Genomic DNA, 22731 nt, shown 5'->3' with positions numbered 1-22731 from the left:
CTCCGCTCACATGAGTTCGACGAACGCGACGACCGTTGCGTTCCCCCCGGGCCCTTCGTAAGGAATCATGGGGCCCGTGGGACGGCTACCAGGAGGCGGGCTGGCCAAGGGGCTGGCGGTCACGCTGCGGACGATGACGCGGCGCTCGATCACGCGCCAATACCCCGAAGTGCAACCGGATCTCGCGCCGCGGAGCCGGGGTGTGATCGCGCTGTTCGAGGAGAACTGCACGGTCTGCATGCTGTGCGCCCGGGAGTGCCCCGACTGGTGCATCTACATCGACTCGCACAAGGAGACGCTGCCCGCGGAGGGCGGTGGACGCGCGCGGACGCGCAACGTCCTCGACCGCTTCGCCATCGACTTCTCGCTGTGCATGTACTGCGGCATCTGCATCGAGGTGTGCCCGTTCGACGCGTTGTTCTGGTCGCCGGAGTTCGAGTACGCCGAGTACGACATCGCCGAGCTGACGCACGAGAAGGACCGGCTGCGCGAGTGGATGTGGACGGTTCCGCCGCCGCAGGCCCACGACCCGGGCGCCGAATCTCCCAAGGAGGTCGCCACGGTCGAGAAGGCCGCGACCCGGGGCCGCGCCCGATGACCGGCCAGGAGATCGTCTTCACGCTGCTGGGCGTCGTGGCCGTCGGGTCGGCGCTGCTGGTGGTCACCACCCGGCAGATCGTCCACGCCGCGCTGTGGCTGGTGGTCTCGTTCGGCGCGCTGGCCGGGGGCTACCTGGTGCTGACCGCGGAGTTCGTGGCCTGGGTGCAGGTGCTCATCTACGTCGGCGCCGTGGTCGTGCTGCTGCTTTTCGGGATCATGCTGACCCGGGCGCCGATCGGCGGGGCCGATCTCGACTCCGGCAACCGGTGGGTGGCGCTGGGGGTGGCGCTGGCCACGGCGGCCGTGCTGGTGACGGTGATGGTGATCGGGTTCCACGACGCCTACCGTCCGCTGAAGGCCGGTCACGGGTCGGCCGAGGAACTGGGCGCGAGCGTGTTCCGGACGTGGGTGCTGCCCTTCGAGGTGCTGTCGGTGCTGCTGCTGGCCTCGCTGGTGGGCGCGATCGTCCTGTCCCGCTCCGACATCGGCGAAAAGGACGACGGCTGATGCACCTTGTCTATCCGACGGTCGTGGCGGCCCTGCTGTTCTCGATCGGCGTCTACGGGGTGCTGGCCAGGCGCAACGCGATCCTGGTGCTGATGTCGGCCGAGCTGATGCTGAACGCGGTCAACCTCAACCTGGTCGCGTTCGACGTGTGGTGGAAGGACACCCTGCACGGCGGTCAGGTGATGACGCTGTTCGTCATCGTGATCGCGGCGGCGGAGGTCGGGCTCGGCCTGGCGATCGTCCTGCTGGTGTACCGCAACCGCCAGATGATCGACGTCGACCGGCTCAGGACGCTGCGCGAGGAACCCGCCGAACCGCCCGCGGGGCCGCCGCCCTCCGAGCCGCCGCCCGCCACGCCGCCGTCCTCCGGGCCGCCGCCTGCCGAGCCGCCCGCCGTCGAGCCGGCGTCCGAGGGGAGCCGCTCGTGATCGCGCTCGCCGCGACGGCGATCCTGCTGCCGTTCGCGGCCGCGTTCGCCGGGATGCTGCTCGGCAAGCGGCTGCGAACGCCGGTGGTCGGCGGGCCCGCGCTGATCGCGTGCGCGCCGATGGCGGTGGCGGCGCTGGTGGCCGCGATCGTGGCGTTCACCCTGTGGCGCGACCCGGGGGCGCGGACGGGGTCGCTCACGCTCGTCCCCACGGGGACGTTCCCGATCGACGTCGGCCTCCAGGTGGACGGGCTGTCCGCCGTGGTCGGCGTCATGGTGTGCCTCGTCGCGCTGGCCGTCCAGGTCTACTCGGTCGTCTACATGGCCGACGACCCGCGCTACTCGTCCTACGCCGCGTTCATCTCGCTGTTCACCTCGGCGATGCTGCTGGTGGTGTTCGCGGGCGACCTGCTGCTGCTGTACGTCGGCTGGGAGGTCATGGGCGTCTGCTCGTACTTCCTGATCGGCCACCACTGGGAAGACCGGGCCAACTCGCGGGCCGCGGTGAAGGCGTTCCTGGTGACGCGGCTCGGCGATGTCGGCTTCCTGTTCGGGATCTTCGTCCTCGGCGTGGGCGCCCGGACGTTCTCGATCGAGGGCGTCCTGGCTCGGGCTGACGACCTGCCGCACGCGACCGTGACCGCGGCGGCGCTGCTGCTGCTCGCGGGCGTGGCGGGCAAGAGCGCCCAGTTCCCGCTGCACACCTGGCTCCCGGACGCGATGGCGGGCCCCACGCCGATCAGCGCGCTGATCCACGCGGCGACGATGGTCGCGGCGGGCATCTACGTGGTCGCCCGCGTCTACGGGGTGTTCCTGGAGGCTCCCGCCGCGCTCACCACGCTGGGCGTCCTGGCGGTGATCTCGATGGTGGGCTCGGCGCTGGCGGCGCTGGCGCAGGACGACATCAAGCGCGTCCTGGCCTACTCGACGATCAGCCAGCTCGCCGTGATGGCGGCCGCGCTGGCGGTCGGCGCGAAGACCGCCGCGATCTTCCATCTGCTGACGCACGGCGCGTTCAAGGCGCTGCTGTTCCTGGCCGCCGGATGCGTCATCGTGGTCGCCGGTTCGAACATGCTGCGCGACTACGGCGGGCTCCGGCAGGGGATGCCGCTGACGTTCTGGTCGATGACCGTCGGGCTCGCGGCGCTGGCGGGCGTCCCGCCGGTCAGCGGCTGGTTCAGCAAGGACTCGGTGATCGAGGCCGCCCAGCACGCCGCGACCCACGGCGCCGAGATCCCGGGCGGCGTCGCCTGGCTGGTCTACCTCGGGCTGCTGGTCACGGTCGCGCTGACGGCGGCCTACGCCGTCCGGCTGTGGCTGATGACCTTCTTCGGCGAGACGCGCGGCTCCTTCGAGGTCCGCGAGGCCCCGACGATCATGGCCTGGACGGTCGCGGCGCTGGCCGTCCCGTCGGCGGCCATGGGCTTCTTCGGACTGGGCGCCGACGAGCTGCGTCCGCATCTGGCGTCGGCGCTGCTGGCGTTGCTCCTGGTGGCGGCGGGCGGAGGCGCGGCCTTCGTCGTCTGGAACCGCGACCCGGCCCTCGATCCGGCGCGCGCGCTCGGCCCGGCCCGGCCGGTGTTCGCCCGCGCCTTCTACGTGGACGAGTTCTACGCGCTCACGGTCGTCCGGCCGGTGCGGGCACTGGCCAGGTGGGTCGTGGAGTTCGACGGGCGCGGCATCGACGCGCTGGTCGTCGGCGTCGCGCGCGGCGCGCGCCGGGTGGGCGAGCCGCTCACCCGCACGCAGAACGGCAACCCGCAGGGGTACCTGACCGGCGTGCTCGCCGGAGTCGTCGTCATCGCGGCCGTGGTGGTGGTCTTCCTGTGATCTTCCTGCTGATGATGGCGATCCCGCTGGCGGGTGCGCTGGCGATGCTCGTCCCGCCGCGGCGGTTCCTGCCCGGCGACGCCGCGGTGCGGCTGTTCGGCCTGGGCGTCTCGGGCGCCACGCTGCTGGTCGCGCTGTCGGCGCTGACCGCGTTCGACTTCGGCGCGACGTCCCGGATGCAGCTGGAGGTCGACCGCGCGTGGGCCTCCTCGATCGGGCTCCGCTTCCACCTCGGCGTCGACGGGATCTCGCTGCCGCTGGTGGTGCTCACCGCGCTGCTGACGTTCCTTTGCTTCCTGTACTCGGTCAAGCATCCGCCCAAGGGCGGCTCGACCCGGCTCCTCACCGCGCTGCTGCTGGTGCTGGAGGTCGGGATGCTCGGCACGTTCGTCGCGCTCGACCTGGTGCTGTTCTTCGTGTTCTTCGAGGTCGTCCTGATCCCGATGTACGTGGTGATCGTGCGGTGGGGCGGCGCGGGACGGCGGGCGGCCGGCTACAAGTTCATCCTCTACACGCTGCTGGGCTCGGCGCTGCTGCTGGTCGGGATGCTGCTGGTCGCGGTCAACGCGGGCACCCTCGACATGACCGAGCTGGCCCGCAGGCACGGCGCGGGCGTGACGCACGGCGTCCAGGTGACGGCGTTCCTGCTGATGGGGCTCGGCCTCGCGGTGAAGGCGCCGATGTGGCCGCTGCACACCTGGCTGCCCGACGCCCACACCGAGGCGCCGACGGTGGGGTCCGTCCTGCTGGCCGGGGTGCTGCTGAAGATGGGCACCTACGGGCTCATCCGCATCGCGGTGCCCATCGCCCCCGAGGGCGCGGAGTTCTGGGCGCCCTGGCTCGGCCTGCTCGCGGTCATCGGCATCGTCTACGGGGCGATGGCCTGCCTCGCCCAGACCGACCTCAAGCGGATGATCGCCTACTCGTCCGTCGGGCACATGGGGTTCGTCCTGCTGGGCATCGCGACCCTCACCCCGGTCGGGCTGAACGCCGCGCTGTTCGGGAACATCGCGCACGGGCTGATCACCGGGCTGCTGTTCTTCCTGGCCGGTTCGGTGAAGGACCGCTACGGGACGGGCGACCTGAACGCCCTCGGCGGCGGCATGCTCACCAGCGCGCCCCGCCTGGCCTCCATCCTGACCTTCGCGTCGGTGGCGAGCCTCGGCCTGCCCGGCCTGGCCGGGTTCTGGGGCGAGATGCTCGCGCTGCTCGGCGCCTACCGTCCGGCCGACGCGCTGCCCCGCGAGACCTTCGTGACGTTCATGGTCGTCGGCGGCCTGGGCGCCGTGCTGACCGCCGCCTACTTCCTGCGGATGCTCGCCAAGATCACCCATGGTCCGTCCCGCCGGGCCGAGGACGCCGAGCGCGGCGAGGTGGCGGCCGTGTCGGCCTACGAGTACGCGGCCTGGACGCCGCTGATCGCGCTGACGCTGCTGGTCGGCCTGTGGCCCAAGACGCTCCTCGAAGTGACCACCGCGCCGGTGCGCGCTCTGCTGGGAGGCGGCTGACGGTGATCCAGGGCATCGACTACGCGGCGATCGCGCCCCCGCTGATCCTCGCGGTGGCGGCGATCGCGCTGCTGCTCGCCGACGCGTTCGACGTCCCGCGCCGGTTTCTGGGCGTGCTCGGCGGCGGTGCGCTCGGCGCCGCGCTGATCGCCGTGATCGCGCTGGCCGCCGGCGACCGCCGCGCCACGTTCTGCCTGCCGGACGGCCTGCGCGGCAACGGCCCGAAGTCCTGCTCGTACGTCGCCGACGACTTCACGCTGATGTTCCAGGGCGTCGTGCTCGCCGCCGCCGTGGTCGTCGTGCTGCTGTCGCTGCGCGAGATCACCGAGTCGAAGATCCCGGCGGGCGAGTACCACTTCCTGCTGCTCGCCGCCGTCATCGGGGCGCTCACGCTGGTGGCCGCGCGCGACCTGGTGCTGCTGGTCGTCGCGCTGGAGACGCTGTCGCTGCCGGTGTTCGCGCTGGTCGCGCTGCGGCGCTACGACGGCGCCGCGTCCGAGGCGTCGCTGAAGCTGTTCCTGGTCTCGGTCATCTCCGCCGCCGTCATGCTGTTCGGCATCAGCCTCATCTACGGCGTGACGGGCGCGATGCACCTCGACCGCATCGCGCCCGCGCTCGGCCGTCTGCCCAGCGAGCACGAACCGGTGGCGGCGCTCGGCGTCGTCCTGGTCATCGCGGGCTTCGCGTTCAAGGTCGCCGCCGTCCCGTTCCACTTCTGGGCGCCGGACGTCTACCAGGGCGCGCCGCTGCCCGTCGCGGCGTTCCTGTCGGTGGTGTCCAAAGCCGCGGGCTTCGCCGGGCTGGCGATCGTCCTGGCCCTCGGCTTCCCCGAGTACGCGCACGTGTGGGGCCCGGTCGTCGCGGTGCTCGCCGCCGTCACGATGACGGTCGGCAACCTGCTCGCGCTGCGCCAGCGGACCGCGATCCGCCTGCTGGCCTGGTCGTCGGTCGCGCAGTCCGGCTACATGCTCGCGCCGCTCGCGGTCGGGGAGCGCCGCCTGGACGAGGCCGTCGCCGCCACCACCGCCTACGTCGCGCTGTACGCGGTGATGAACCTGGGCGCGTTCGCCGTCGTCACCGGCTTCCACAAGAAGCGCTGGGACACCCTGGACGACTACCGGGGCCTGGCCCGCAGCAGCCCCGCCACCGCCGCCGCGCTCGCCTTCTTCCTGATCTGCCTGGCGGGCCTGCCGCCGGGGGTCATGGGGTTGTTCGCGAAGGTCGTGGTGTTTCGCGCGACCGTCGCGGGCGACGTCACCTGGCTGGCCGTCGTCATGGGGATCAACACTGTGATCGGCCTGTACTACTACCTCGTCTGGGCCGCCCGGCTGTTCGCCACCCCGGCTGGACCCGCCCCCGAAATGGCGACCGGCCTGGCCCTGCGCGCGGCGATCGCCGCCACCGCCGCGGGCGCCGTGGTGCTCTCCGTCGCGCCGCAGCTGGTGCTGGAGACCGTGCGCACCGTCACCTGACCGGGAACGTCCGACCTGGTCAACCCGTTCTCCCAGAAGAGGCACAGGAACGGGAAGACAGGAGGGTCGGTGCGCTTCAACGGCGCCAAGACGGCGGTACTGATCGCGGCGCTGTCGGCATTGATGCTCGCCGTCGGATGGGTGATGGGCGGCGGCGCGGGCCTCGCCCTGGCGCTGGTCGTCGCGCTCGGCACCAACGGGTTCGCGTTCTTCTTCAGCGACCGGATCGCGCTGCGCTCGATGCGCGCCCATCCCGTCGGCGAGGTCGAGGCGCCCGTGCTCTACCGGCTCGTCCGCGAGCTGGCCACCTCAAGCAGGCAGCCGATGCCGCGCCTGTACGTCTCGGAGACCAACCAGCCCAACGCGTTCGCCACCGGACGCAACCCGCGCAACGCCGCCGTCTGCTGCACGCGCGGCATCCTGCGGATGCTGGACGAGCGCGAGCTGCGCGCCGTCCTCGGCCACGAGCTCTCCCACGTCTACAACCGCGACATCCTGGTCTCGTCGGTCGCCGCCGCGATCGCCACCGTCATCACCTACCTCTCCCATCTGGCGATCTTCCTGCCGCTGGGACGCTCGGAGGACGAGGACGGCCCCGGCCTCGTCGGCGCGCTGCTGATGCTCGTCCTCGGGCCGATCGCGGCGGCCGTCGTCCAGATGGCCATCAGCCGCACCCGCGAGTTCCAGGCCGACGCGGCCGGCGCCCGCCTCACCGGCGACCCGCTGGCCCTCGCCTCGGCCCTGCGCAAGATCGAGGCCGGTACCAAGGCGCTCCCGCTGCCGCAGGACCCCGAACTGGCGTCCACCAGCGCCCTGATGATCGCCAACCCCTTCCAGGGGATCGGCATGGGCCGCCTGTTCTCCACCCACCCCCCGACCGCCGAGCGCATCGCCCGCCTGGAGCGGATGGCGGGCGGCCGCTAGAGAGCGGTCACGACGACCGGCCGGTCGCCGGTGATCGCGGGCGGCCGCTAGAGAGCGGTCAGGACGACCGGGTCTTCGCCTGTGATCGCGATCGTGTGCTCGAAGTGCGCGGCCCGGCTGCCGTCGGCGGTGGCGATCGACCAGCCGTCCGGCAGGACGCGCGTCGCGTCGCCTCCGCCCTCGTGGAACATCGGCTCGATCGCGATCGTCAGGCCCTCGCGCAGCCTCAGACCGCGTCCCGCGCGCCCGGTGTTCGGCACGGGCGGGTCCTCGTGCATCGCGGTCCCGATGCCGTGCCCGCCGCAGCCTTCGAGGATGCCGTAGCCAGCCTCGCGCGCCGTCCGCTCGACGGCGCTGGAGATGTCGCCCATGCGCCCGCCGGGCCGGGCGGCCGCGATCGCCCGCTCCAGCGCGGTGCGCGTGACGTCCATCAGCCGCAGGCCCGCGTCGTCGGGCGGGCCGACGCAGAACGTCATGGCGGCGTCCCCGTGGTAGCCGCCCAGCTCGGCGCCGCAGTCGGCCGAGACCAGGTCGCCCGCCGCCAAGACGCGGTCGTCCGGCACCCCGTGGACCACGACGTCGTTGACCGACAGGCACACGGTCGCCGGGTAGGGCGTCGGCGCCCAGCTCGGGTGGTAGCCGAGGAACGAGGACACCGCGTGGTGTTCCTTGATGGACCGCGCGGCCACGGCGTCCAGCTCGCGCAGCGAGATCCCGGGCTCGGCGGCGCGCCGCACCGCCTCCAGGGTGCGGGCCACGACCCGTCCCGCCTCGCGCATGATCTCCCACTCGCGGGAGCTCCGGTAAGTCACCATGGGGTAGATACTAATACCAGTATTAGTATCTGCGTATACTCGGTCCATGGTCAGGACCCCGCTCACCGAAGAACAGCGCGACCGAGGCAAGGCCCTCGGCCAGGTGCTCCGCGCCGCCCGCGGCCCGCGCAGCGCCGCCGCCGTCGCCGCCGAGGCCGGCATCTCCCTCGACACCCTCCGCAAGATCGAACGCGGCGCCATCGCGGTCCCGGCGTTCTTCACCGTCGCGGCGCTCGCCCGGGCGCTCGGCCTCGATCTCGCCGAGCTGGCCCGTGACCTGGAGGTCTTCGAAAATCGCCTCGCGGGCTAAAGAAAAGCGAACCTTTACGGCCCAAGCCCCGTCATAACAAATGCGAGCGCGGCGGGCTTCTTCTGCGGGGGAAGAGGGCCGCCGCGCTCCACCTGTCAGGGTCACCGATAATTGGTGAACTGCAGCGCGACGTCGAGATCCTTGCCCTTGAGCAGCGCGATGACGTCCTGCAGGTCGTCCTTCTTCTTGGCGCTGACCCGAAGCTCCTCACCCTGGATCTGCGCCTTGACGCCCTTGGCGCCCTCGTCCCGGATGATCTTGCTGATCTTCTTGGCGTCCTCCTGGGAGATGCCCTCCTTCAGCGCGACGCCCAGCTTGTAGACCTTCCCCGAGAGCTTCGGCTCGGACGGGTCGATGGCCTTCAGCGAGATGTTCCGCTTGACCAGCTTGTCCTTCAACACCTCCAGAACCGCGTTGGCGCGCTCCTCGGTGTTGGCCTGGATCTCGATGGTCTCGCCGGACCACTTGATCCCCGCGTCCACGTTCCTGAAGTCGAACCGGTTGGCGACCTCCTTGGCCGCCTGGTTCAGCGCGTTGTCGACCTCCTGCCGGTCGAGCTTGCTCACAATGTCGAACGATGAGTCACCCATAGCACTCCGTCTGTCCTCGAACTCCTCCCAGGAGGGTAGCGATGAACGCGACCCCGGACGCGGAGGAGACGGCCGACGGCCCCGCCCTTCCTACGAAGAGCGGGGCCGTCATCGGTGTCTAGCGGCCGGGAGGCTTGGTGTAGGTCGGGTTGGTCCCCGTGGCCAGGCCGGCCGACAGCAGCCACCGTCCGACCGCGGGCCAGCGCTCCTCGATCCACCGCGCGCCCGCGTAGTACAGCGCACCCACGACCGTGGTGACGATCGAGGTCACGGCCCCTTCGTCCAGATCCAGGCCCACCCGCGCGGCCTGCCCGATCAGAACCGCCACGATGAGGGGCACCACCGTGCGGACGACCGACGTGTAGATCACGGCTTCTTCCAGGCGGCGGCCCACGTGTCGGGCCCGATGATGCCGTCCACCGAGAGCTTGCGCTCCTTCTGGAACGCCCGGCACACGGCCTCGGACTTGGGCCCGTACGCGCCGTCCACGTCGATCGACTTGCCGATCTTCTTCATCTGCGCCTGCCACGTCCGGACGTCGTCACCCCGCATGATCGGGGGCTGCGTGATGTACCGTCCGGGCCACTTGGGCGGCCCGGGAGGCGTGGGGTCGCCGCCCCCGGGAGCGGGCATGCCCGCCTTCACCCACGACAGGAGCTGCTTGCCGGGGCAGTTCGTCGAGTTCCCGCTGAGCTGCCCGTGCCCGTTCTTGGACAACGGGTGCCCGGCCTTGCTGCGACCTTCGTCGTACAGCCACCGGATCGCCTTCTTGGCCGCGTCCGTGGCGTCGCCGTCGCGTCCGATGAAGCACACCCCGATACCCGAGGTGTTGTGCCCCGTCGCATGGGCCCCGATCACGAGCCAGCCGCGTCCCTCATAGATGCGGCCCTTGTTGTCGACGAGGAAGTTGTAACCGATGTCAGACCACCCACGAGAGTCCATGTGGAAGTTCTGGATGCTCTTCACGGACTGGTCGGTGGGGCCTTCGGAGTAGTGCACGACGAACTCCCGCCGTGCGGACCAACTGGTGGTGGATCGTGAACGGGGGGCGCGAGCACCCCATTCGGCGCGGGTGATGATGTCCACATCATCCTCCTGGGGTTGGTGGGGGGCAGGGGGCGGAGGGGGGACCCGGTAACAGGTGCCGCTGAGCCACACCCGCGGGTTCGCGACACCACCTCACTGACGTAGTTGCCCATGTACACGGTGAATCATCCCTACGTCACGGACATCAGACCCCCATGTCGCGACTCCGTTCACCGGAATGTGACTCTCCAGACCCCACGGGGCTGATGTCACGACCGCTCCCCAGGTCCGCTATCCTTTCGAGTGCCGTCGCGAGAGCGGCGCCACGGCGGGTTGCCCGAGTGGCCAATGGGAGCGGACTGTAAATCCGTCGGCTTAGCCTACGCAGGTTCGAACCCTGCACCCGCCACCTCCACTTCGGAACAAGTGTGCCCGCAACCTCACGGTTGCGGGCCGCTTGCGTTCCGGTCCCCACCCAGGGGGACGACCCCCTGGAACCCCCGATGCAGGGGCTCCGCCCCCGCACCCCCATGGGGCTTCGCCCCTCGCCCCCTCAAGAGCATCGCCCTCGCTCCGCTCGGACAGCTTTCATTGGGGCTCCGCCCCGTGTGGGGGGCTCCGCCCCGTGTGGGGGGCTCCGCCCCCCCGCACCCCCTCCGATCAATCTCTGTATGGGGCACGCACCCCACCACAGCAGCCATCCGGTTCAACATCTCCCTCATCGACGACCGGATCTGTGTCATTCAGCCCTACCTGCCCTCCGTTTTGTGACCATTGACTTGCGGGAAGCGGGGTGGTCCCAAATCTGCGGGATTTGCCAGGGCGAGCGTCAGCGCAAGCTGATTGGGTCCGGGGTGCACACCGGATCCCGCCCACCGCTTGCCGCCGTTCTGGCCTCCGGCGGGGGCACTCAGGCTCCGGGATGAGGATCCCTCGTGCGTAACAGGCGTCAGGGATTGAGGTGGAAGCCTGATCTTCCCGCCCGCCGACGTCCCAGGCAGAACCAAGCAGACCAGGGGGCCGGGGGAAGGTCGTTCTCCCAGTGGGGAACTCCACCATCGTCCCGGCCGCCTGGCCCGCTTCCCGGAGGGTGGGACGACGGCAGGCGGGAAGATCAGGCGAGGGGATCGTGAGCGATCAGCGCAAGAGCAAGATCCGGAATATGGGCGGAATGCCACGCTGTGCCTGGGGGCTTTGGGGCTTCGCCTACCGCGTTGCCGTGGGTGGAGCCGCTCGTCTGCGGGCGTGTCTGGTCGCGGGGTCTCGCCGCTTTTAGCATGACTAGCGGCTACGGAGTGTTTGGGCTGGATTACCTGCTTCCCAAGAGGGCCTGATGATCAAGTTTGAGGGGTGGGGGTGGTTGTGGCGATAGCGCTTCTTGGGCTGCACGGGCTTGGTGGGTTGCTGGCGGTTCTCGGCCCGGGGTGGGATCTGGTTGTCGGGCTGAGTCTCTTTGCGCTGGTCGTCGCATTTATTTTTTGGATTGAGCGCACGAATTCCCCCTGAGGGGCCGTTGCCGGCTAGGGGCGTGGATGTACGGGCGGGGGAGGTGGCTTGCTTGCCGGGGGCGGGTGGTGTGTCCGGGGTTTCCAGGAGGGGTGAGCTAATGACAGGGCTTGCGGGGCAGCTTCCGGCACTTGTCGGTGTGGTCGTGGGTGCGGCGTCGTCGTACCTGGCCACTGCGGCGACTGAAAGATCGCGCTGGAAGCGGCAGACAAAGGTGCGTTGGGACGAACAGCGCGCCCTCGTGTACACCGAGTACGGGCACGGGGTCATCCGTTGTGTCGCTCTTGCGCGCAGGGTCGCTTCTGGGCGCGGTGTCGGCCATTACCCACATCCGCTCACACTGGATGAGGGCAAGAGGGAACTGTCGGACGCGGAAGCAGAACGTGAGATTCGGTGGGAATCGGTTCTGCTGCTGGGCTCATCGGACGCGATCGTGGCTGCGCGATTGTGGCATCGGGCTGTGTGGAGGCTTCGGCGGACCGCCTTGGGCGAGTTGGATCTGGATTGGGATTCCGTACTCGCCGAGGCCGGTCGTCAGCGCCGGGCTTTCTATGAGGCGGCACGGCGAGATCTCGGCGCCGAGGGCTCGCTACCGGACGTCGGAGAAGAAGGGCTTTGACGACGTCCCCGGGTCGGGTGGCTAGGGGCGGAGGTCGACGGTTACTTCGTGGTGGGTTACTTGGTCGTCCCAGTGGGTGAGGGCTTGGCGGGCGGGTTCTTCCAGGACGGCTTGGTTGGGGTTGGGGCCGGCGAAGGCTTGGACGGCGGTCATGTTGGTGAAGAAGGTGATGGAGGTGAACATGACCTCGTCGCCGGTGGTGTGGCGGAGGAGGCGGGCGCCTTGGAAGCCGGGGATTTGGCGGAGGTGGTCGGTCACCTCGGTCTTGTAGTGGTGCTGGTAGTCGTCGGCTTTTGTTGGTGTGGTCCAGCCTCGCCAGGTTCTTGCGATCATTTCGGCTCCTTGAGGGCTTCCAGGTATTTGGCTACCGGGCCCAGGGTGATGAGGCCGCTGGCTGCTCCGGCTTGTTCTGCGGCGGCGGGTTTTAGGGCGGTGTGGGCGCGGTTCATTGTTTCTTGGTCGTTGAGGGCTATGGCTGCTTGGGCGGTTAGGCACCACATGGCTTCGGTTAGGTGGTTGGGGGGTGGGGTGGGGACGTTGTGGAGGGACTCTTTGGCTTCGTTTTTGCGGTTTTGGGCTAGGAGGACTAGGGGGCGGGTCCAGGGTTCGTGGGGGCCCCAGTCGAGGTCGTCGGTTTGGGCTGGTTGGGCGTGGCGTAGGCGGACGGAGAGCAGGGCTAGGGGGAGTAGGCCGTGTTCTAGGCCGGGCATGGCTCCGGTGAGTTTTGAGGCGGCCTGGTGGTAGGTGGCTTCTTCCTCGGGTGCGGAGGTTTTGCCTGCTTGGCGTAGGGCTCTGTACCAGGTGGTGAAGACGTCCACTAGGGGGAGTTCGTGGCGTTTGGCCAGGTGGTCGGCCTGGGACGCGTGGTGGTCGGCGGTGGGGAAGTCTCCTAGGGCGCTGCGGGCCTGGAGACGGATGAGGTGGCCTAGGACCTCCCAGGTGACCAGGCCGTTGCGGGAGGAGAGGGTCACCAGTTCGGCGCCGATTGTGTCTCGGGTTGGGGCCATGCCGGGGGTGTGGAAGGACTGCATGAAGGCGCCGTTGAGGGCGAAGGCCAGGAGGGCTGGGTCGTCCAGGCTGCGGGCTCGTTGTTCTGCCTGGTGGGCTGCGTGTGTCGCGTTGGTGCCGCGTGACTCTATGGCGATGGTTGCCAGGAGGCGGGCTTGGGTCGCGGGGTGTGCGTCTGGGCGGAGGGCGCGTTGGGCGGCGGCGACTATGGACGCGGCCTGTTGGGGGTCGTCGGCGCGGGTCCAGATGGCCGGGACGTCGTAGGCGCCGATCACGCGGGCGATTAGGTCCGGGTCGCCCAGTTCTTCCGCTGCCGTGACTGCTGCCAGGCGGTGTTCGCGGGCGGCTTGGAGGCCGCTGGCTCCGGTTACCGCCAGGTGGCGGAGGAGGTGCACCGTCGATTCCAGGCGGGTGCTGGACGGTGCGGTGCGGTCATAGGCGGCGGTGGTCCGGGCCCATACGTGGTCGGTTGGTTTGTGGTCCAGGTGCGGAGCCTGGGTGAGGATGTCGGCTTCTAGTTGATGGAGTTCGGGGGTTGGGTCCAGGCCCAGGCGTTCGACTAGGAGGGTTCGTGCTCGGCGTAGGACGGTCAGTGCGTCGTTCTGGCGGCCGGTGCGGTAGAGGGCCAGGGCCAGCAGGCGCCAGGCGTCCTCGCGCCAGGGGTGGTCGGAGACGTGGGCGTCCAGGTCCGGGACGGCCTCGGCGGCCAGGCCCAGGGACAGCCGGGTCTCGGCCTGGCGCTCGATGGCTCGCAGGTGCAGCTCGGTCAGGCGGGAGCGTTCGGCGGCGGCCCAGGGCTCCTCGGCGAAGTCGGCGTAGGCGGGGCCGCGCCACCAGCTCAGGGCCTCCTCCAGCCGGACGAGTGTCGCGGCGCTGGTGACCGCCTCTTCGAAGTGCCAGGCGTCCACTGACTCGGCGTGCAGCGCGTAGCCGGGGCCTCGGGTGACGAGGAGGTGGGCGGGCGCGCGGGGTGGGCGTTGTGGTTCCAGGGCTCGGCGCAGGGCCGCCACGAAGGTGCGGACGGCGGCCACGGCGCCGGGGGGCGGGTCCGTCCACAGGTCGTCGACCAGGGTGGTGACCGGGACGACGCGGCGGCGGGCGATGATCAGCCGGGCCAGGACGGCGCGGTGCCGTGGTCCCTTCAGGGTGATCGGCTGGCCGGAGTCGTTCCAGGCCGTCACGGGTCCCAGCACTCCGAACCGCACCTGGCCACGGTAGCGCGCTCATTCGATGCTCATTCGCACCCGAGAGGCTTGTTGCATCTACGGAAGGGCGGCGTTGTGATTGCTGGTTTCGAGTATCGGCGTGTTCCGGTTGCTGATGGTGTGTCGCTTAACGTGGCCGTGGGTGGGGCCGGCAGCCCGATCGTGTTGCTGCATGGGTTTCCGCAGACGCATCTGATGTGGCGGTATGTCGCCGCGGAGTTGGCGGCGGATCATGAGGTCGTGTGTCCTGACCTGCGCGGTTACGGGGATAGTGACAAGCCTGTCGGCGACTACTCCAAGCGCACCATGGCGGCGGACGTCGTCGCCTTGGCGCGTGAGTTGGGGCACGAGCGGTTCGCGTTGGTGGGGCACGATCGGGGTGCTCTGGTGGCTTTTCGCGCTGGGCTTGAGTATCCCGAGGCGGTGACGCATCTCGCGTGTCTGGACGTGCTTCCCACGGTGGATATGTGGGACGTGATGCGCGGTGTCACGGCGGCTGTGGGATTTCATCTTTTCCTGATGGCGCAGCCTCCTGGGTTGCCCGAGCGGTTGATCGGGGGGAGTCCGGACGCCTTCTTCGGGCACTTCCTGGACGCCTGGGCCACCGAGCCGATGCCCGCCGAGGTCCGCGCTGCCTACCTGGACGCCTGCCGTGCGGCGGTGCCCTCGATCGTGGCCGACTACCGCGCGTCGGCCGGAGTCGATCTGGACCACGATCGGGCCGACCGGGACGCCGGGAACCGGCTGCGGATGCCGGTCGCCGTGCTCCAGCAGGACTGGGACGCCGCCCTCGGGTTCGACGCGGCGGCTCTGTGGGGTGAATGGGCGTCGGACCTGCGGCATACCATCGTGGGCTTCGGACACTTCATGGCCGAGGAAGCCCCCGCTGAGGTCGTGCGGGCGCTTCGGGAACTGCTGGCCAGCCCATGATCGGGAGGCGAGATGATCATCATTGCGGGGACGCTCTATGTGGACGCCGAGGCTCGGGACGGCTATCTGGCTGAGAGCGTGACGGTGGTGGAGCAGGCTCGGGCGGCCGCCGGGTGTCTTGATTTCGCGCTGTCGGCCGATCTGGTCGAGCCGGGGCGGATCAATGTCTACGAGCGGTGGGAGTCCGGCGAGGATCTTGAGCGGTTCCGGGGCGAGGGGCCTTCGGCTGAGCAGACCGCCCAGATCCGCGGCGCGGAGGTGAGCCGGTACCGGATCTCCGGTGTCGAGGCGCCTTAGCCGGAGGCGGCCAGCCGGGCTTCCAGGTGGGCGTGGGCGAGGGTGGCCGGGCGGGAGACGGCGGCGAGGTTGGCGGGCGGGCGGAGCGGGACGAGTTTGTTCTGGATCCGGTGGAGCGTGGCGCGGACGTTCTGGGGGCTGACGTCCAGCCGCCGGGCCATCTGGTCGTCGGTGAGGCCCTGGGTGACCCAGTCCAGGATCAGGGCCTCGAACCGGTCGAGCCTGTCGGGGTCGGCCGGGGCCGTGTCCGCGAGGTACACCCAGCCGGTGAAGGTCGACTCCTTGATCGTCGTGGTCGTCTTCTGGTAGCTCGCCGGGTCCACGTGGCCGGGGCCGTAGGCGATGACGGTCTCGAAGACGAAGGGGCTGGCGATGAAGCCGAGGTCGGCGCCCGACTCGGCCAGCCGTTGCTCGAGGGCCGGGGCTTCCAGGAGCCGGGAGGCGTGGACGATCGCGTCGCCGGAGACGCCGTGCGGGTCGGGCATGACCGGGGCGACGTGCAGGGCCACGCGTAGTTTGAGGCGGCGGTTGTCGCCGGACTGGAGGTTGTGGCGCTCGAGCCCGGCGCTCAGCTTGGCCAGCATCGGGTCGACGACGGAGACGGTGGGCGTCTCGGGCGGAGCGATGATCACGGCGCCGTCGCCGCGGTCTTCGCGGTGGCAGGCCGTCCAGGAGATCCCCGAGGCGTCGAAGGCCTCGCGCAGGATCTCGTACATCACCTGCCGGACGACCAGCCGGTCGTTCTCGCCGCGGTGGCGGGCGCCGAACTCGGAGATGTCGGTGACCAGGATCGAGCACATCTGACCTGCCCAGGATTGGGTGGATGGGACCGCCGGGGCGGTCAGCCTCTCGTAGATCTGCTGTTCCAGGATGGTGAGCACGCGCGGATGCTCGGCCAGGAACGCCGCGAACTGGTGCGTCCGCATGGTGAGGCCGTGCAGCCGGTCGAGGGTGATGACCGTCGCGGAGCGGCTGCGGAGAAGGAGCGCGGCGCGCTCGCCGATGAGCTCGCCGGGGCCGCGGGTGGCCAGGATCTGCTCGCGGCCGTCGCGGTCGGTGCTCACCCGCACCCAGCCCGAGGTGATCACGAGGAGATGCTCGGCGGGTTCGCCTTCGGTCATCAGCACCTGCCCAGCGGGGTGGGTCACGGGTGTGGCCCCGGCCAGGAACGACCGCCGCTCCGCCTCGGTGAGCCGGCTCCAGAAGCCGCGGGCGCTGCCGATGGTCGGACGGGGATGGGTGCGGGTCAGGGCCTCGGCGACCGCTTCGGGTGGGGCCTCGGCGCTGAGCCGCCGGGCCGCGGGTGTTCCCAACGAGGAGTGCTGGACCAGCGCCAGCGTCCGCAGCGTGACGGCCAGCTGGTCGATCTGGCCGGACAGCAGCCCGCGCCACGGCTCGGGCTCGGCGCCGTGCGCCGCCGCTTCCGCGAGGACGGCGCGGATGGTGTGCAGCGGTGGAACCGCGGTTCCCTCGTTGATGTCGGTGAGAAGCCGGGCCAGCGGTGGGCTGAGGTCGGGGGGGAGGGGCGTCGTCCGCAGGAACCGGCGCAGCCGCTCGACCCGCGCCGTCCGCTGGGCGGCCTCGGACAGGCCCGCCCGCCGCGCGGCCTCGATCGGGTCGTCGCCGGACCCGGCACGCTCGTCGCTAGTCATCGGCGCCTCCCCGTTCGGTGCGGCGGCGCTGGGCCGCGCGGGCCTTGAGACGCAGGCGGTACAGGCGGTTCTGCAGGGCCGTGGCGGTGAGGTCCACCGCGGCGGCGGCGTCCTTCAGCGGGACGCCGTCGGCGATCAGCTCGGCGGCGCGGCGGGTGACGGGGTCGTCGAGCAGCCGGAGCAGCTCGTTCCGGACGATCGGTTCCAGGGCGGTGTCGCTGGTGGGGTTGTGCGGGGACGTCGGTTCGTCGGGTTCGTCCGAAGCCTCGATGTGCCGGGCCCATTGGTTCTGCTCGCGCGCCCAGACGGCGTAGACGTTGGGGAACTGGAGCACGCAGGCGCCGACGAAGTACGTTTTCAGCGCGGCGCCCTTTCGGGGGTCCCATCGTCCACCGGCCAGCGCCGTGTCGACGAAATAGTCCAGCGCGCGTGCCGTGGTCTCGATCGCCAGCTCCAGCCGGTCCTCGTACTCCCATCGGCCGGGTCCGTACTCAACGACCGAGATCGGGCGCCCCCTGGCCCTAGTTCGCTTCATGATCTCCCCGTTGCGCGTCCACGCCATCAGCACCGCGATCGCGTACTCCGCCAGCTCGCCCTTCACGACCTCCATGGCGGGCCCGGTGAACCCGGCCGCTGCCAGCTCCCTGACCTTCTGGGCGTCGCCCAGAAGACGTTCGGTTCGTCGATGCCGGTCCAGGTCCACACCCTCGGGCAGGTCCTCGGGGGTGAGGGTGCTCTCCAGTTCGGTGAGCGCGCGGTCAAGCTCATCGACGTCGTAGTCCTGCGGATCCGATGGCCCTGTCTTCGCCTGTTGTATCGCCGGTGAGTCGGGCCGTGGCTGCTCCCCAGCATCCTCGGCTCGCCCCATCGGCACCTCCTGCTCAGGGGCTGGCGTGGATGACCGTTACGACGTCCTCCTAGATGGGGCCGCCCCCGGGGCCTCTCGCATGCGGCCGGGAAATATTCGACGGTCTCTTGGGGGCGGGTGCGGCGAGAGACGGCGACCCCGGCGGCATCTAGAGCGCTCGTGAGTACGGCGACACAGAGAGGTGACCCATGGCCGATCGGCCGACCGACCACGACGACAGGCCGTTCCAGAGGGCCGGGGTGATCCTGCAGATCATCACCATCCTGGTGATGATCGTGCTGAGCACCCTGACCGCCTGACGCCCGAACCGGCCCCCGGCCGAGGCCGAGGTCCGCAGGGACTCGCTGACCGCTCGTTCCGGGCGGCAGCGAGTCCCACCCGCAGGGGACGCACCTGATTCCGCCAGGGACGTCCACCTCACGAACCGACCCCCCGATGAGGAGAAGTCTTGCTCGCAGATCTGAACCTAGAAGCATCCGGGCACGGGAAACACGTCACACGACTCATTTGGCGGACGAGCCGCCGGTGTGGCGAGAACGGCGAGTGCGTCCAGGTCGCCGACCTGCCGGACGGCGGCATCGGCGTTCGCGACAGCGCGGCCCCCGCCGGGCCGGTGCTCGCCCTCACCGCCGTCCAATGGCGGGACCTGGTGCACCGCGCCAAGGACGGGAATTACGACTTGCTCAGCTAATCGTCCAATGCCGAAAAGGGCCCGCATCGCCTAGCCTGGCGGTGCGGGCTTTTGAAAGGAGCGAGCATGGGTGATATTCCGGCGGTGGTGCGGGCGGTCTACGGATCGGACGATCTGAGTTCGGCTCCCGCGTTTTCCGGGGGATTCATCAACTTCGGCTACTGGGACGGGATTTCGCTGGACCGTCCGCTCGGCACCGACGACCGCGTCCGCAGCGAACGGAACCTCTACCTGCGGGTTCTGCGGGAATTGAGGACCGAGGGCGACGTCCTGGAGGTCGGGTGCGGCCTCGGGGTCGGGTGCGCGCTGGCGCTGCGCGAGTCCGGCCTGGCGTCGGTCACCGGCATGGACATCCATCCCGACCAGGTGGAGCGGGCGCGCCGGGCCAACGCGGAGGAACCCGGGCGCCTGCGGTTCGTGCGGGGCGCCGCCGAGTCGATGCCGTTCGAGGACGCGGCGTTCGACGCCGTCTACACGGTGGAGGCCGCGCAGCACTTCCGCGACCTGGCGGGTTTCGCGCGCGAGAGCGCCCGCGTGCTGCGGCCCGGCGGCCGCCTGGTCATCACCAGCTTCTTCCTGCCCGACGCCCGCGACGGCGTGGCCGAGCTCCTGGCCGAGCGGCTCGACAGTTTCGCGTCCGGCCTGGACGTTCCCCATCCGCTCCCGGCGCTGACGGGGGAGCTGACCGCCGCCGGGCTGGCCCGGGTGTCGGCGGAGTCGATCGGCGAATCCGTCTGGCCCGGTCTCGACCGGTTTCTCGCCGAACTGGACCAGCCCGTCCAATGGCCGCGCAACTTCCTGGTCTCCTATCGCGACGGCCTCCTCGACTACTACGTCATCACCGCCGAGAAGCCCGGCTGATTTCAAGGACCGAAAGAAATGCCCCTGCCGGAAAGGCAGGGGCATTTCCTTGGGGTGTCAGCCGCCGCAGGTGACCGGTGTCGAGGAAGGGCTCAGGGCGTTCTTCACCAGCTGGGCCGTGGTGTCGTTGTAGATCAGGCCGATATGGCCGGAGGTGTTCTTGGGGCAGGTGTCCTGGATGTACTGGTTGGTCACACCGGGCTCGCGGACGAAGGACGTCTCGGTCGGGGTGACCAGGCTGTCGTGGGTGGAGGCGATGACCGTGTAGGTGACGCCGGGCTGGGCGACGGGGCCCGTGTTCAGCTTGGCGACGGTGGCCGCGCCGGTGGTGAGCTCGGTGCACGCCTTGCAGCCGAAGGCGGCCATGACCTCGTTGACCTGGGGCATGATGCCGAGCTGCCGCGCGATGGTCACCAGCCCGGCGAACGTGGTGCCGTGGGTGGGCGGCGCCAGCGCGACCACGCGGGCGACCTTCTTGCTGGTGAACTTGGGGATGTAGAGGGACAGGAACCCGCCCTCGGAGTGGCCGACCAGGTGGAGCCTGGACGCCCCGGTCGCGGCCAGCACCCGGTCGATGGTGGCGCTGTTCTCGCGCGCCGACTGGTCGATCGCGTTCAGCCCGCCCACGGGGACGAGCGGCAGCGGGGCGCCGTAGGTGGGGGCGTAGACGCAGTAGCCCGCCTTGGCGAGCGACGGGCCGAGGGTGAGGAAGTTGCCGGGGCCGTTGCCGCCCAGCCCGTGCAGCAGAAGCACGGGGTCGGGACGCGCGGACGAGGGCCGGCAGCTCCAGTCGTTGAATCCGGACGAGGGCCGGGCCGCCGCGTTCGCCGGTGACTGGAGGGTCAGGGCGGCGAGGGCCAGGGCCGCGAGGACGGCCAAGAGACGTTGGTTCATCGAGACCTCCGACGTGGGGAGGCTCATTAGAGCACGGTGACTTTCTAGTAACAAGAGGTCTTGTTCGTAATGTCCTGGTCTTCCTGGAGCCGGTATCGTCGGGTTCGTGGCAGTCGAGGGTCGTCGTATCCGGGGGTTGGACGCCGAGCAGCGGCGCGAGCAACGCCGCCAGCAGTTGCTGGACTCCGCGCTGGCGCTGTTCGCCGAGCACGGCTACCACAACACCTCGATCGAGCAGATCTGCCAGCACGCCTACGTGGGGACCAAGGGTTTCTACGAGATCTTCAAGGGCCGCGAGGACTGCTACCTCGCCCTCGTCCAGCAGGTCAGCGAGCAGATCAAGGCGGAGGTCACCGAACGGCTGGCCGCCGATCCGGACGAGCGGGCGCTGATCTCGGCCTTCGCGCACGCCCTCATCGACGATCCCCGCCGCGCCCTGGTCACGTTCGGGCAGGCCAGCGGCGTGTCCCCGGCCGTCGAGCGGCTCCGGCGCGCCAACCGCCGCTGGGCGGCGCGGTTCGTCGAGTCGGTGTGGAGCCGGCACGGCGTTCCCCCGCGCGACGACCTCCACCCGATCGCGATCGGCCTGGTCGGCGGGCTGTTCGACCTCGTCGCCGACTGGCTGGTCGACGGAGATCCCGCCGATGTCGAGGGCCTCATTCACAGCCTCGACCGCTTCTACGGCGTCGTCCGCGCCGGAGTGGCCCCCGAAGACTGAGGTCCCTTTCTTCGTCGGGGCGGCATAGCTTGCGGGGGGCCGCGGTGTCTTTAGGTGTGACATCTGGAGGAGACGCCGTGAATCGAGAGGCCCGTGAGAGATTCAGCGCATTCGTCGAGGCGCGGTCGGAGAGCTTGATCCGGACGGCGTACGTCCTCACCGGGGAGCAGCACGCCGCCGAGGATTTGCTGCAGTCGGCGCTGGTGCGGACGGCGGCACGGTGGCGTCACGTCGAGGAGCCCGAAGCCTACGTGCGGCGCGCCATGTACAACGAGCAGTTCAACCGCTGGCGGCGCCGCCGGGAGTCGACCGTCGCCGTCCTGCCCGAGCGGGGCGTCGCGGACCGCAGCGGCGAGGTCGATCTGCGGCTGACGCTGGAGCGCGCGCTGCTGGCCTTGCCGCCGCGCAAACGCGCCGTGATCGCGCTGCGCTACTTCGAGGACCGCACCGAGACCGAGGTCGCGGCGATTCTGGGCTGCTCGGTCGGGACGGTCCGCAGCCAGACCGGCCGGGCCGTCGCGCGGCTGCGGGAACTGGCCCCCGAACTCATCGACCATCTGGAAACGACGGGGAGCACGCGATGACGACCGACCTTCTCAAAGGGGCGCTCCAGCGGCTCGCCGACGAGGCGGAGCCCGTGGACGGCGCGGCCGAGCGCGCGCTGCGGGGCATGGCGCGGCGCAGGCGAAGGCGCGTCGCCGTCGGCGCGGTGGCTCTGGCGGCGGCCGTGGCGGTGCCGACGGCGCTCGTCCAGTCCATGGAGCCGGAGCGAACGCCCGTCCTGGGCGCCACCAAGCCGGACGACGACCGGCGCGTGGTGAACGAGTGCCTGCGCCACGGACCCGTCAGGGGACGGATGGGGGAACCGCGGCCCGAACTCGGCAAGGCGGACGATTTCCGGCTTCTCACGCGAGTCCAGGCCGGCATGGGGTTCGTCGCCCAACTGGGAAGCGCGAAAGGCTACGTTCTGTGCGTCAGCAGCGCGAAGGGCGGCAACGTTGAACTCCCGACCTTCCAAAGGTGGCCGGGAGCGTCGGGCAACCCCCGCTCCTACACCGGCAACCTGAGGGTGGACGGCATCACGCACCTCACCCGGATAAGTGCGAACGGCACAGGCTCGTCGGGCTCGGGCCTGCATTTCACCGTGGTCGGCCGCGCCCGTCCCTCGGTGATCGCCAAGGTGAAGGTCACGTTCGACGGGGATCGCAGCGCCTGGGCCGAGCTGCGCGATGGATTCTTCCTCGCCCAGATAGACGCCGAGGTGGTGCGTGAGAAGCCCGGTGTCGGGAGGGCGCCGGACACCCGCGTCGTGTCCGTTGACGGGTATGACGCGTCCGGACGGCTCAAGGCGTCCGTAAGGCAGCCACAATCGTTCCTTCCCGATGACTGCCTGACCAAGCCACGGCCACCCTTGTGCGGCGGATGACCGAATACGAAGGTGCAGGGGGCTCCGCGCCGGTGTAGACCATGTGT

At 70.0% G+C, this 22731-nt stretch carries 24 protein-coding genes and 1 tRNA gene; 16 read left to right on the top strand and 9 right to left on the bottom strand.

The window, feature by feature from the left end; genetic code table 11:
• Nucleotides 1-67: 67 nt before the first annotated feature.
• The 7 genes from ACQPY4_RS37890 to htpX all read left to right on the top strand — a co-directional run bounded on the left by ACQPY4_RS37890 (nucleotide 68) and on the right by htpX (nucleotide 7268).
• On the top strand, nucleotides 68-598 hold the full coding sequence (locus tag ACQPY4_RS37890) for a NuoI/complex I 23 kDa subunit family protein (protein WP_433329515.1): 531 nt from the start codon (nucleotides 68-70) through the stop codon (nucleotides 596-598).
• Nucleotides 595-1107, top strand: a complete 513-nt coding sequence (locus ACQPY4_RS37885; protein WP_433329513.1) for an NADH-quinone oxidoreductase subunit J family protein — start codon at nucleotides 595-597, stop codon at nucleotides 1105-1107. Before ACQPY4_RS37890 ends, ACQPY4_RS37885 begins: the two co-directional genes overlap by 4 nt.
• Nucleotides 1107-1535: an NADH-quinone oxidoreductase subunit NuoK gene (nuoK, locus tag ACQPY4_RS37880; protein WP_433329511.1), complete on the top strand. Its 429-nt coding sequence runs from the start codon at nucleotides 1107-1109 to the stop codon at nucleotides 1533-1535. Before ACQPY4_RS37885 ends, nuoK begins: the two co-directional genes overlap by 1 nt.
• The gene (locus ACQPY4_RS37875) at nucleotides 1532-3364 is read left to right on the top strand and encodes an NADH-quinone oxidoreductase subunit 5 family protein (RefSeq protein ID WP_433329509.1); all 1833 of its coding nucleotides are present in this window, start codon (nucleotides 1532-1534) and stop codon (nucleotides 3362-3364) included. The genes nuoK and ACQPY4_RS37875 overlap by 4 nt, the downstream gene beginning before the upstream one ends.
• Nucleotides 3361-4872: a complex I subunit 4 family protein gene (locus ACQPY4_RS37870; protein WP_433329507.1), complete on the top strand. Its 1512-nt coding sequence runs from the start codon at nucleotides 3361-3363 to the stop codon at nucleotides 4870-4872. Before ACQPY4_RS37875 ends, ACQPY4_RS37870 begins: the two co-directional genes overlap by 4 nt.
• Nucleotides 4873-4874: 2 nt before the next feature.
• Nucleotides 4875-6344 carry an NADH-quinone oxidoreductase subunit N gene (locus ACQPY4_RS37865; protein WP_433329505.1) on the top strand — a complete coding sequence of 490 codons (1470 nt, stop codon included), beginning with the start codon at nucleotides 4875-4877 and terminating at the stop codon, nucleotides 6342-6344.
• Between the two features lie 69 nt (nucleotides 6345-6413).
• The gene (gene htpX / locus ACQPY4_RS37860; RefSeq protein WP_433329503.1) at nucleotides 6414-7268 is read left to right on the top strand and encodes a zinc metalloprotease HtpX; all 855 of its coding nucleotides are present in this window, start codon (nucleotides 6414-6416) and stop codon (nucleotides 7266-7268) included.
• 47 nt (nucleotides 7269-7315) lie between these two features.
• Here htpX and map read toward each other — a convergent pair whose 3' ends face one another.
• A complete protein-coding gene (map, locus tag ACQPY4_RS37855; protein WP_433329501.1) occupies nucleotides 7316-8083 on the bottom strand; it encodes a type I methionyl aminopeptidase in 768 nt (255 codons plus the stop codon).
• A 46-nt stretch (nucleotides 8084-8129) separates the two neighbouring features.
• On the opposite strand from map, the gene ACQPY4_RS37850 reads away from it, so the two are divergent.
• The gene (locus tag ACQPY4_RS37850; protein ID WP_433329499.1) at nucleotides 8130-8393 is read left to right on the top strand and encodes a helix-turn-helix domain-containing protein; all 264 of its coding nucleotides are present in this window, start codon (nucleotides 8130-8132) and stop codon (nucleotides 8391-8393) included.
• Nucleotides 8394-8494: 101 nt separating this feature from the next.
• Here the strand turns inward: ACQPY4_RS37850 and ACQPY4_RS37845 are convergent, their stop codons facing one another.
• The 3 genes from ACQPY4_RS37845 to ACQPY4_RS37835 all read right to left on the bottom strand — a co-directional run bounded on the left by ACQPY4_RS37845 (nucleotide 8495) and on the right by ACQPY4_RS37835 (nucleotide 9982).
• Nucleotides 8495-8983 (bottom strand): YajQ family cyclic di-GMP-binding protein, encoded by a 489-nt coding sequence (locus tag ACQPY4_RS37845; RefSeq protein WP_433329497.1) that lies wholly within the window; start codon nucleotides 8981-8983, stop codon nucleotides 8495-8497.
• Between the two features lie 118 nt (nucleotides 8984-9101).
• Complete coding sequence (locus tag ACQPY4_RS37840; protein ID WP_433329495.1) at nucleotides 9102-9353, bottom strand: hypothetical protein; 252 nt, start codon at nucleotides 9351-9353, stop codon at nucleotides 9102-9104.
• Nucleotides 9350-9982 (bottom strand): peptidoglycan recognition protein family protein, encoded by a 633-nt coding sequence (locus ACQPY4_RS37835; RefSeq protein ID WP_433329493.1) that lies wholly within the window; start codon nucleotides 9980-9982, stop codon nucleotides 9350-9352. Before ACQPY4_RS37835 ends, ACQPY4_RS37840 begins: the two co-directional genes overlap by 4 nt.
• A gap of 354 nt (nucleotides 9983-10336) precedes the next feature.
• Between ACQPY4_RS37835 and ACQPY4_RS37830 the strand changes: the two genes are divergently transcribed.
• Nucleotides 10337-10418: transfer RNA gene (locus ACQPY4_RS37830), tRNA-Tyr, on the top strand.
• A gap of 1737 nt (nucleotides 10419-12155) precedes the next feature.
• On the opposite strand, the gene ACQPY4_RS37825 is transcribed toward ACQPY4_RS37830, so the two are convergent.
• Both ACQPY4_RS37825 and ACQPY4_RS37820 read right to left on the bottom strand, forming a co-directional pair.
• Complete coding sequence (locus ACQPY4_RS37825; protein WP_433329491.1) at nucleotides 12156-12467, bottom strand: antibiotic biosynthesis monooxygenase family protein; 312 nt, start codon at nucleotides 12465-12467, stop codon at nucleotides 12156-12158.
• Nucleotides 12464-14347: an AfsR/SARP family transcriptional regulator gene (locus ACQPY4_RS37820; RefSeq protein WP_433329489.1), complete on the bottom strand. Its 1884-nt coding sequence runs from the start codon at nucleotides 14345-14347 to the stop codon at nucleotides 12464-12466. Before ACQPY4_RS37820 ends, ACQPY4_RS37825 begins: the two co-directional genes overlap by 4 nt.
• A 75-nt stretch (nucleotides 14348-14422) precedes the next feature.
• Here ACQPY4_RS37820 and ACQPY4_RS37815 point away from each other — a divergent pair, with 75 nt between their 5' ends.
• Both ACQPY4_RS37815 and ACQPY4_RS37810 read left to right on the top strand, forming a co-directional pair.
• The gene (locus tag ACQPY4_RS37815; protein WP_433329487.1) at nucleotides 14423-15277 is read left to right on the top strand and encodes an alpha/beta fold hydrolase; all 855 of its coding nucleotides are present in this window, start codon (nucleotides 14423-14425) and stop codon (nucleotides 15275-15277) included.
• A 12-nt stretch (nucleotides 15278-15289) separates the two neighbouring features.
• Nucleotides 15290-15574: a putative quinol monooxygenase gene (locus ACQPY4_RS37810; RefSeq protein WP_433329485.1), complete on the top strand. Its 285-nt coding sequence runs from the start codon at nucleotides 15290-15292 to the stop codon at nucleotides 15572-15574.
• Here ACQPY4_RS37810 and ACQPY4_RS37805 read toward each other — a convergent pair.
• Nucleotides 15571-17226: a cyclic nucleotide-binding domain-containing protein gene (locus ACQPY4_RS37805; protein ID WP_433329483.1), complete on the bottom strand. Its 1656-nt coding sequence runs from the start codon at nucleotides 17224-17226 to the stop codon at nucleotides 15571-15573. The genes ACQPY4_RS37810 and ACQPY4_RS37805 overlap by 4 nt on opposite strands.
• A complete protein-coding gene (locus tag ACQPY4_RS37800; protein WP_433329481.1) occupies nucleotides 17219-18094 on the bottom strand; it encodes a hypothetical protein in 876 nt (291 codons plus the stop codon). The genes ACQPY4_RS37805 and ACQPY4_RS37800 overlap by 8 nt, the downstream gene beginning before the upstream one ends.
• Before the next feature lie 448 nt (nucleotides 18095-18542).
• Here ACQPY4_RS37800 and ACQPY4_RS37795 point away from each other — a divergent pair, with 448 nt between their 5' ends.
• Both ACQPY4_RS37795 and ACQPY4_RS37790 read left to right on the top strand, forming a co-directional pair.
• Nucleotides 18543-18785, top strand: coding sequence for a DUF397 domain-containing protein (locus ACQPY4_RS37795; RefSeq protein ID WP_433329479.1), 243 nt, complete (start codon nucleotides 18543-18545; stop codon nucleotides 18783-18785).
• A 66-nt stretch (nucleotides 18786-18851) separates the two neighbouring features.
• Nucleotides 18852-19646, top strand: a complete 795-nt coding sequence (locus ACQPY4_RS37790) for a class I SAM-dependent methyltransferase (protein WP_433329477.1) — start codon at nucleotides 18852-18854, stop codon at nucleotides 19644-19646.
• Between the two features lie 57 nt (nucleotides 19647-19703).
• Here ACQPY4_RS37790 and ACQPY4_RS37785 read toward each other — a convergent pair whose 3' ends face one another.
• Nucleotides 19704-20540 carry an esterase/lipase family protein gene (locus tag ACQPY4_RS37785; protein WP_433329475.1) on the bottom strand — a complete coding sequence of 279 codons (837 nt, stop codon included), beginning with the start codon at nucleotides 20538-20540 and terminating at the stop codon, nucleotides 19704-19706.
• Nucleotides 20541-20646: 106 nt separating this feature from the next.
• Here ACQPY4_RS37785 and ACQPY4_RS37780 point away from each other — a divergent pair, with 106 nt between their 5' ends.
• From ACQPY4_RS37780 to ACQPY4_RS37770, 3 genes are all read left to right on the top strand, one after another.
• Nucleotides 20647-21258 (top strand): TetR/AcrR family transcriptional regulator, encoded by a 612-nt coding sequence (locus ACQPY4_RS37780; protein ID WP_433329473.1) that lies wholly within the window; start codon nucleotides 20647-20649, stop codon nucleotides 21256-21258.
• Between the two features lie 77 nt (nucleotides 21259-21335).
• Nucleotides 21336-21842, top strand: coding sequence for a SigE family RNA polymerase sigma factor (locus ACQPY4_RS37775; protein WP_433329471.1), 507 nt, complete (start codon nucleotides 21336-21338; stop codon nucleotides 21840-21842).
• Complete coding sequence (locus tag ACQPY4_RS37770; RefSeq protein WP_433329469.1) at nucleotides 21839-22684, top strand: hypothetical protein; 846 nt, start codon at nucleotides 21839-21841, stop codon at nucleotides 22682-22684. Before ACQPY4_RS37775 ends, ACQPY4_RS37770 begins: the two co-directional genes overlap by 4 nt.
• The last annotated feature ends 47 nt before the right edge of the window (nucleotides 22685-22731 follow it).

Origin of the sequence: Spirillospora sp. CA-294931 (assembly GCF_050946795.1) — a bacterium.
Classification (GTDB): domain Bacteria; phylum Actinomycetota; class Actinomycetes; order Streptosporangiales; family Streptosporangiaceae; genus Spirillospora.
This window is presented reverse-complemented; position numbering and strand designations above follow the sequence as displayed.

Coding starts and splice junctions, on each gene's coding strand:
- ACQPY4_RS37890 (WP_433329515.1), top strand. CDS start 68: ATGGGGCCCGTGGGACGGCTACCAGGAGGCGGGCTGGCCAAGGGGCTG.
- ACQPY4_RS37885 (WP_433329513.1), top strand. CDS start 595: ATGACCGGCCAGGAGATCGTCTTCACGCTGCTGGGCGTCGTGGCCGTC.
- nuoK (WP_433329511.1), top strand. CDS start 1,107: ATGCACCTTGTCTATCCGACGGTCGTGGCGGCCCTGCTGTTCTCGATC.
- map (WP_433329501.1), bottom strand. CDS start 8,083: ATGGTGACTTACCGGAGCTCCCGCGAGTGGGAGATCATGCGCGAGGCG.
- ACQPY4_RS37850 (WP_433329499.1), top strand. CDS start 8,130: ATGGTCAGGACCCCGCTCACCGAAGAACAGCGCGACCGAGGCAAGGCC.
- ACQPY4_RS37845 (WP_433329497.1), bottom strand. CDS start 8,983: ATGGGTGACTCATCGTTCGACATTGTGAGCAAGCTCGACCGGCAGGAG.
- ACQPY4_RS37825 (WP_433329491.1), bottom strand. CDS start 12,467: ATGATCGCAAGAACCTGGCGAGGCTGGACCACACCAACAAAAGCCGAC.
- ACQPY4_RS37810 (WP_433329485.1), top strand. CDS start 15,290: ATGATCATCATTGCGGGGACGCTCTATGTGGACGCCGAGGCTCGGGAC.
- ACQPY4_RS37805 (WP_433329483.1), bottom strand. CDS start 17,226: ATGACTAGCGACGAGCGTGCCGGGTCCGGCGACGACCCGATCGAGGCC.
- ACQPY4_RS37800 (WP_433329481.1), bottom strand. CDS start 18,094: ATGGGGCGAGCCGAGGATGCTGGGGAGCAGCCACGGCCCGACTCACCG.
- ACQPY4_RS37790 (WP_433329477.1), top strand. CDS start 18,852: ATGGGTGATATTCCGGCGGTGGTGCGGGCGGTCTACGGATCGGACGAT.
- ACQPY4_RS37785 (WP_433329475.1), bottom strand. CDS start 20,540: ATGAACCAACGTCTCTTGGCCGTCCTCGCGGCCCTGGCCCTCGCCGCC.
- ACQPY4_RS37770 (WP_433329469.1), top strand. CDS start 21,839: ATGACGACCGACCTTCTCAAAGGGGCGCTCCAGCGGCTCGCCGACGAG.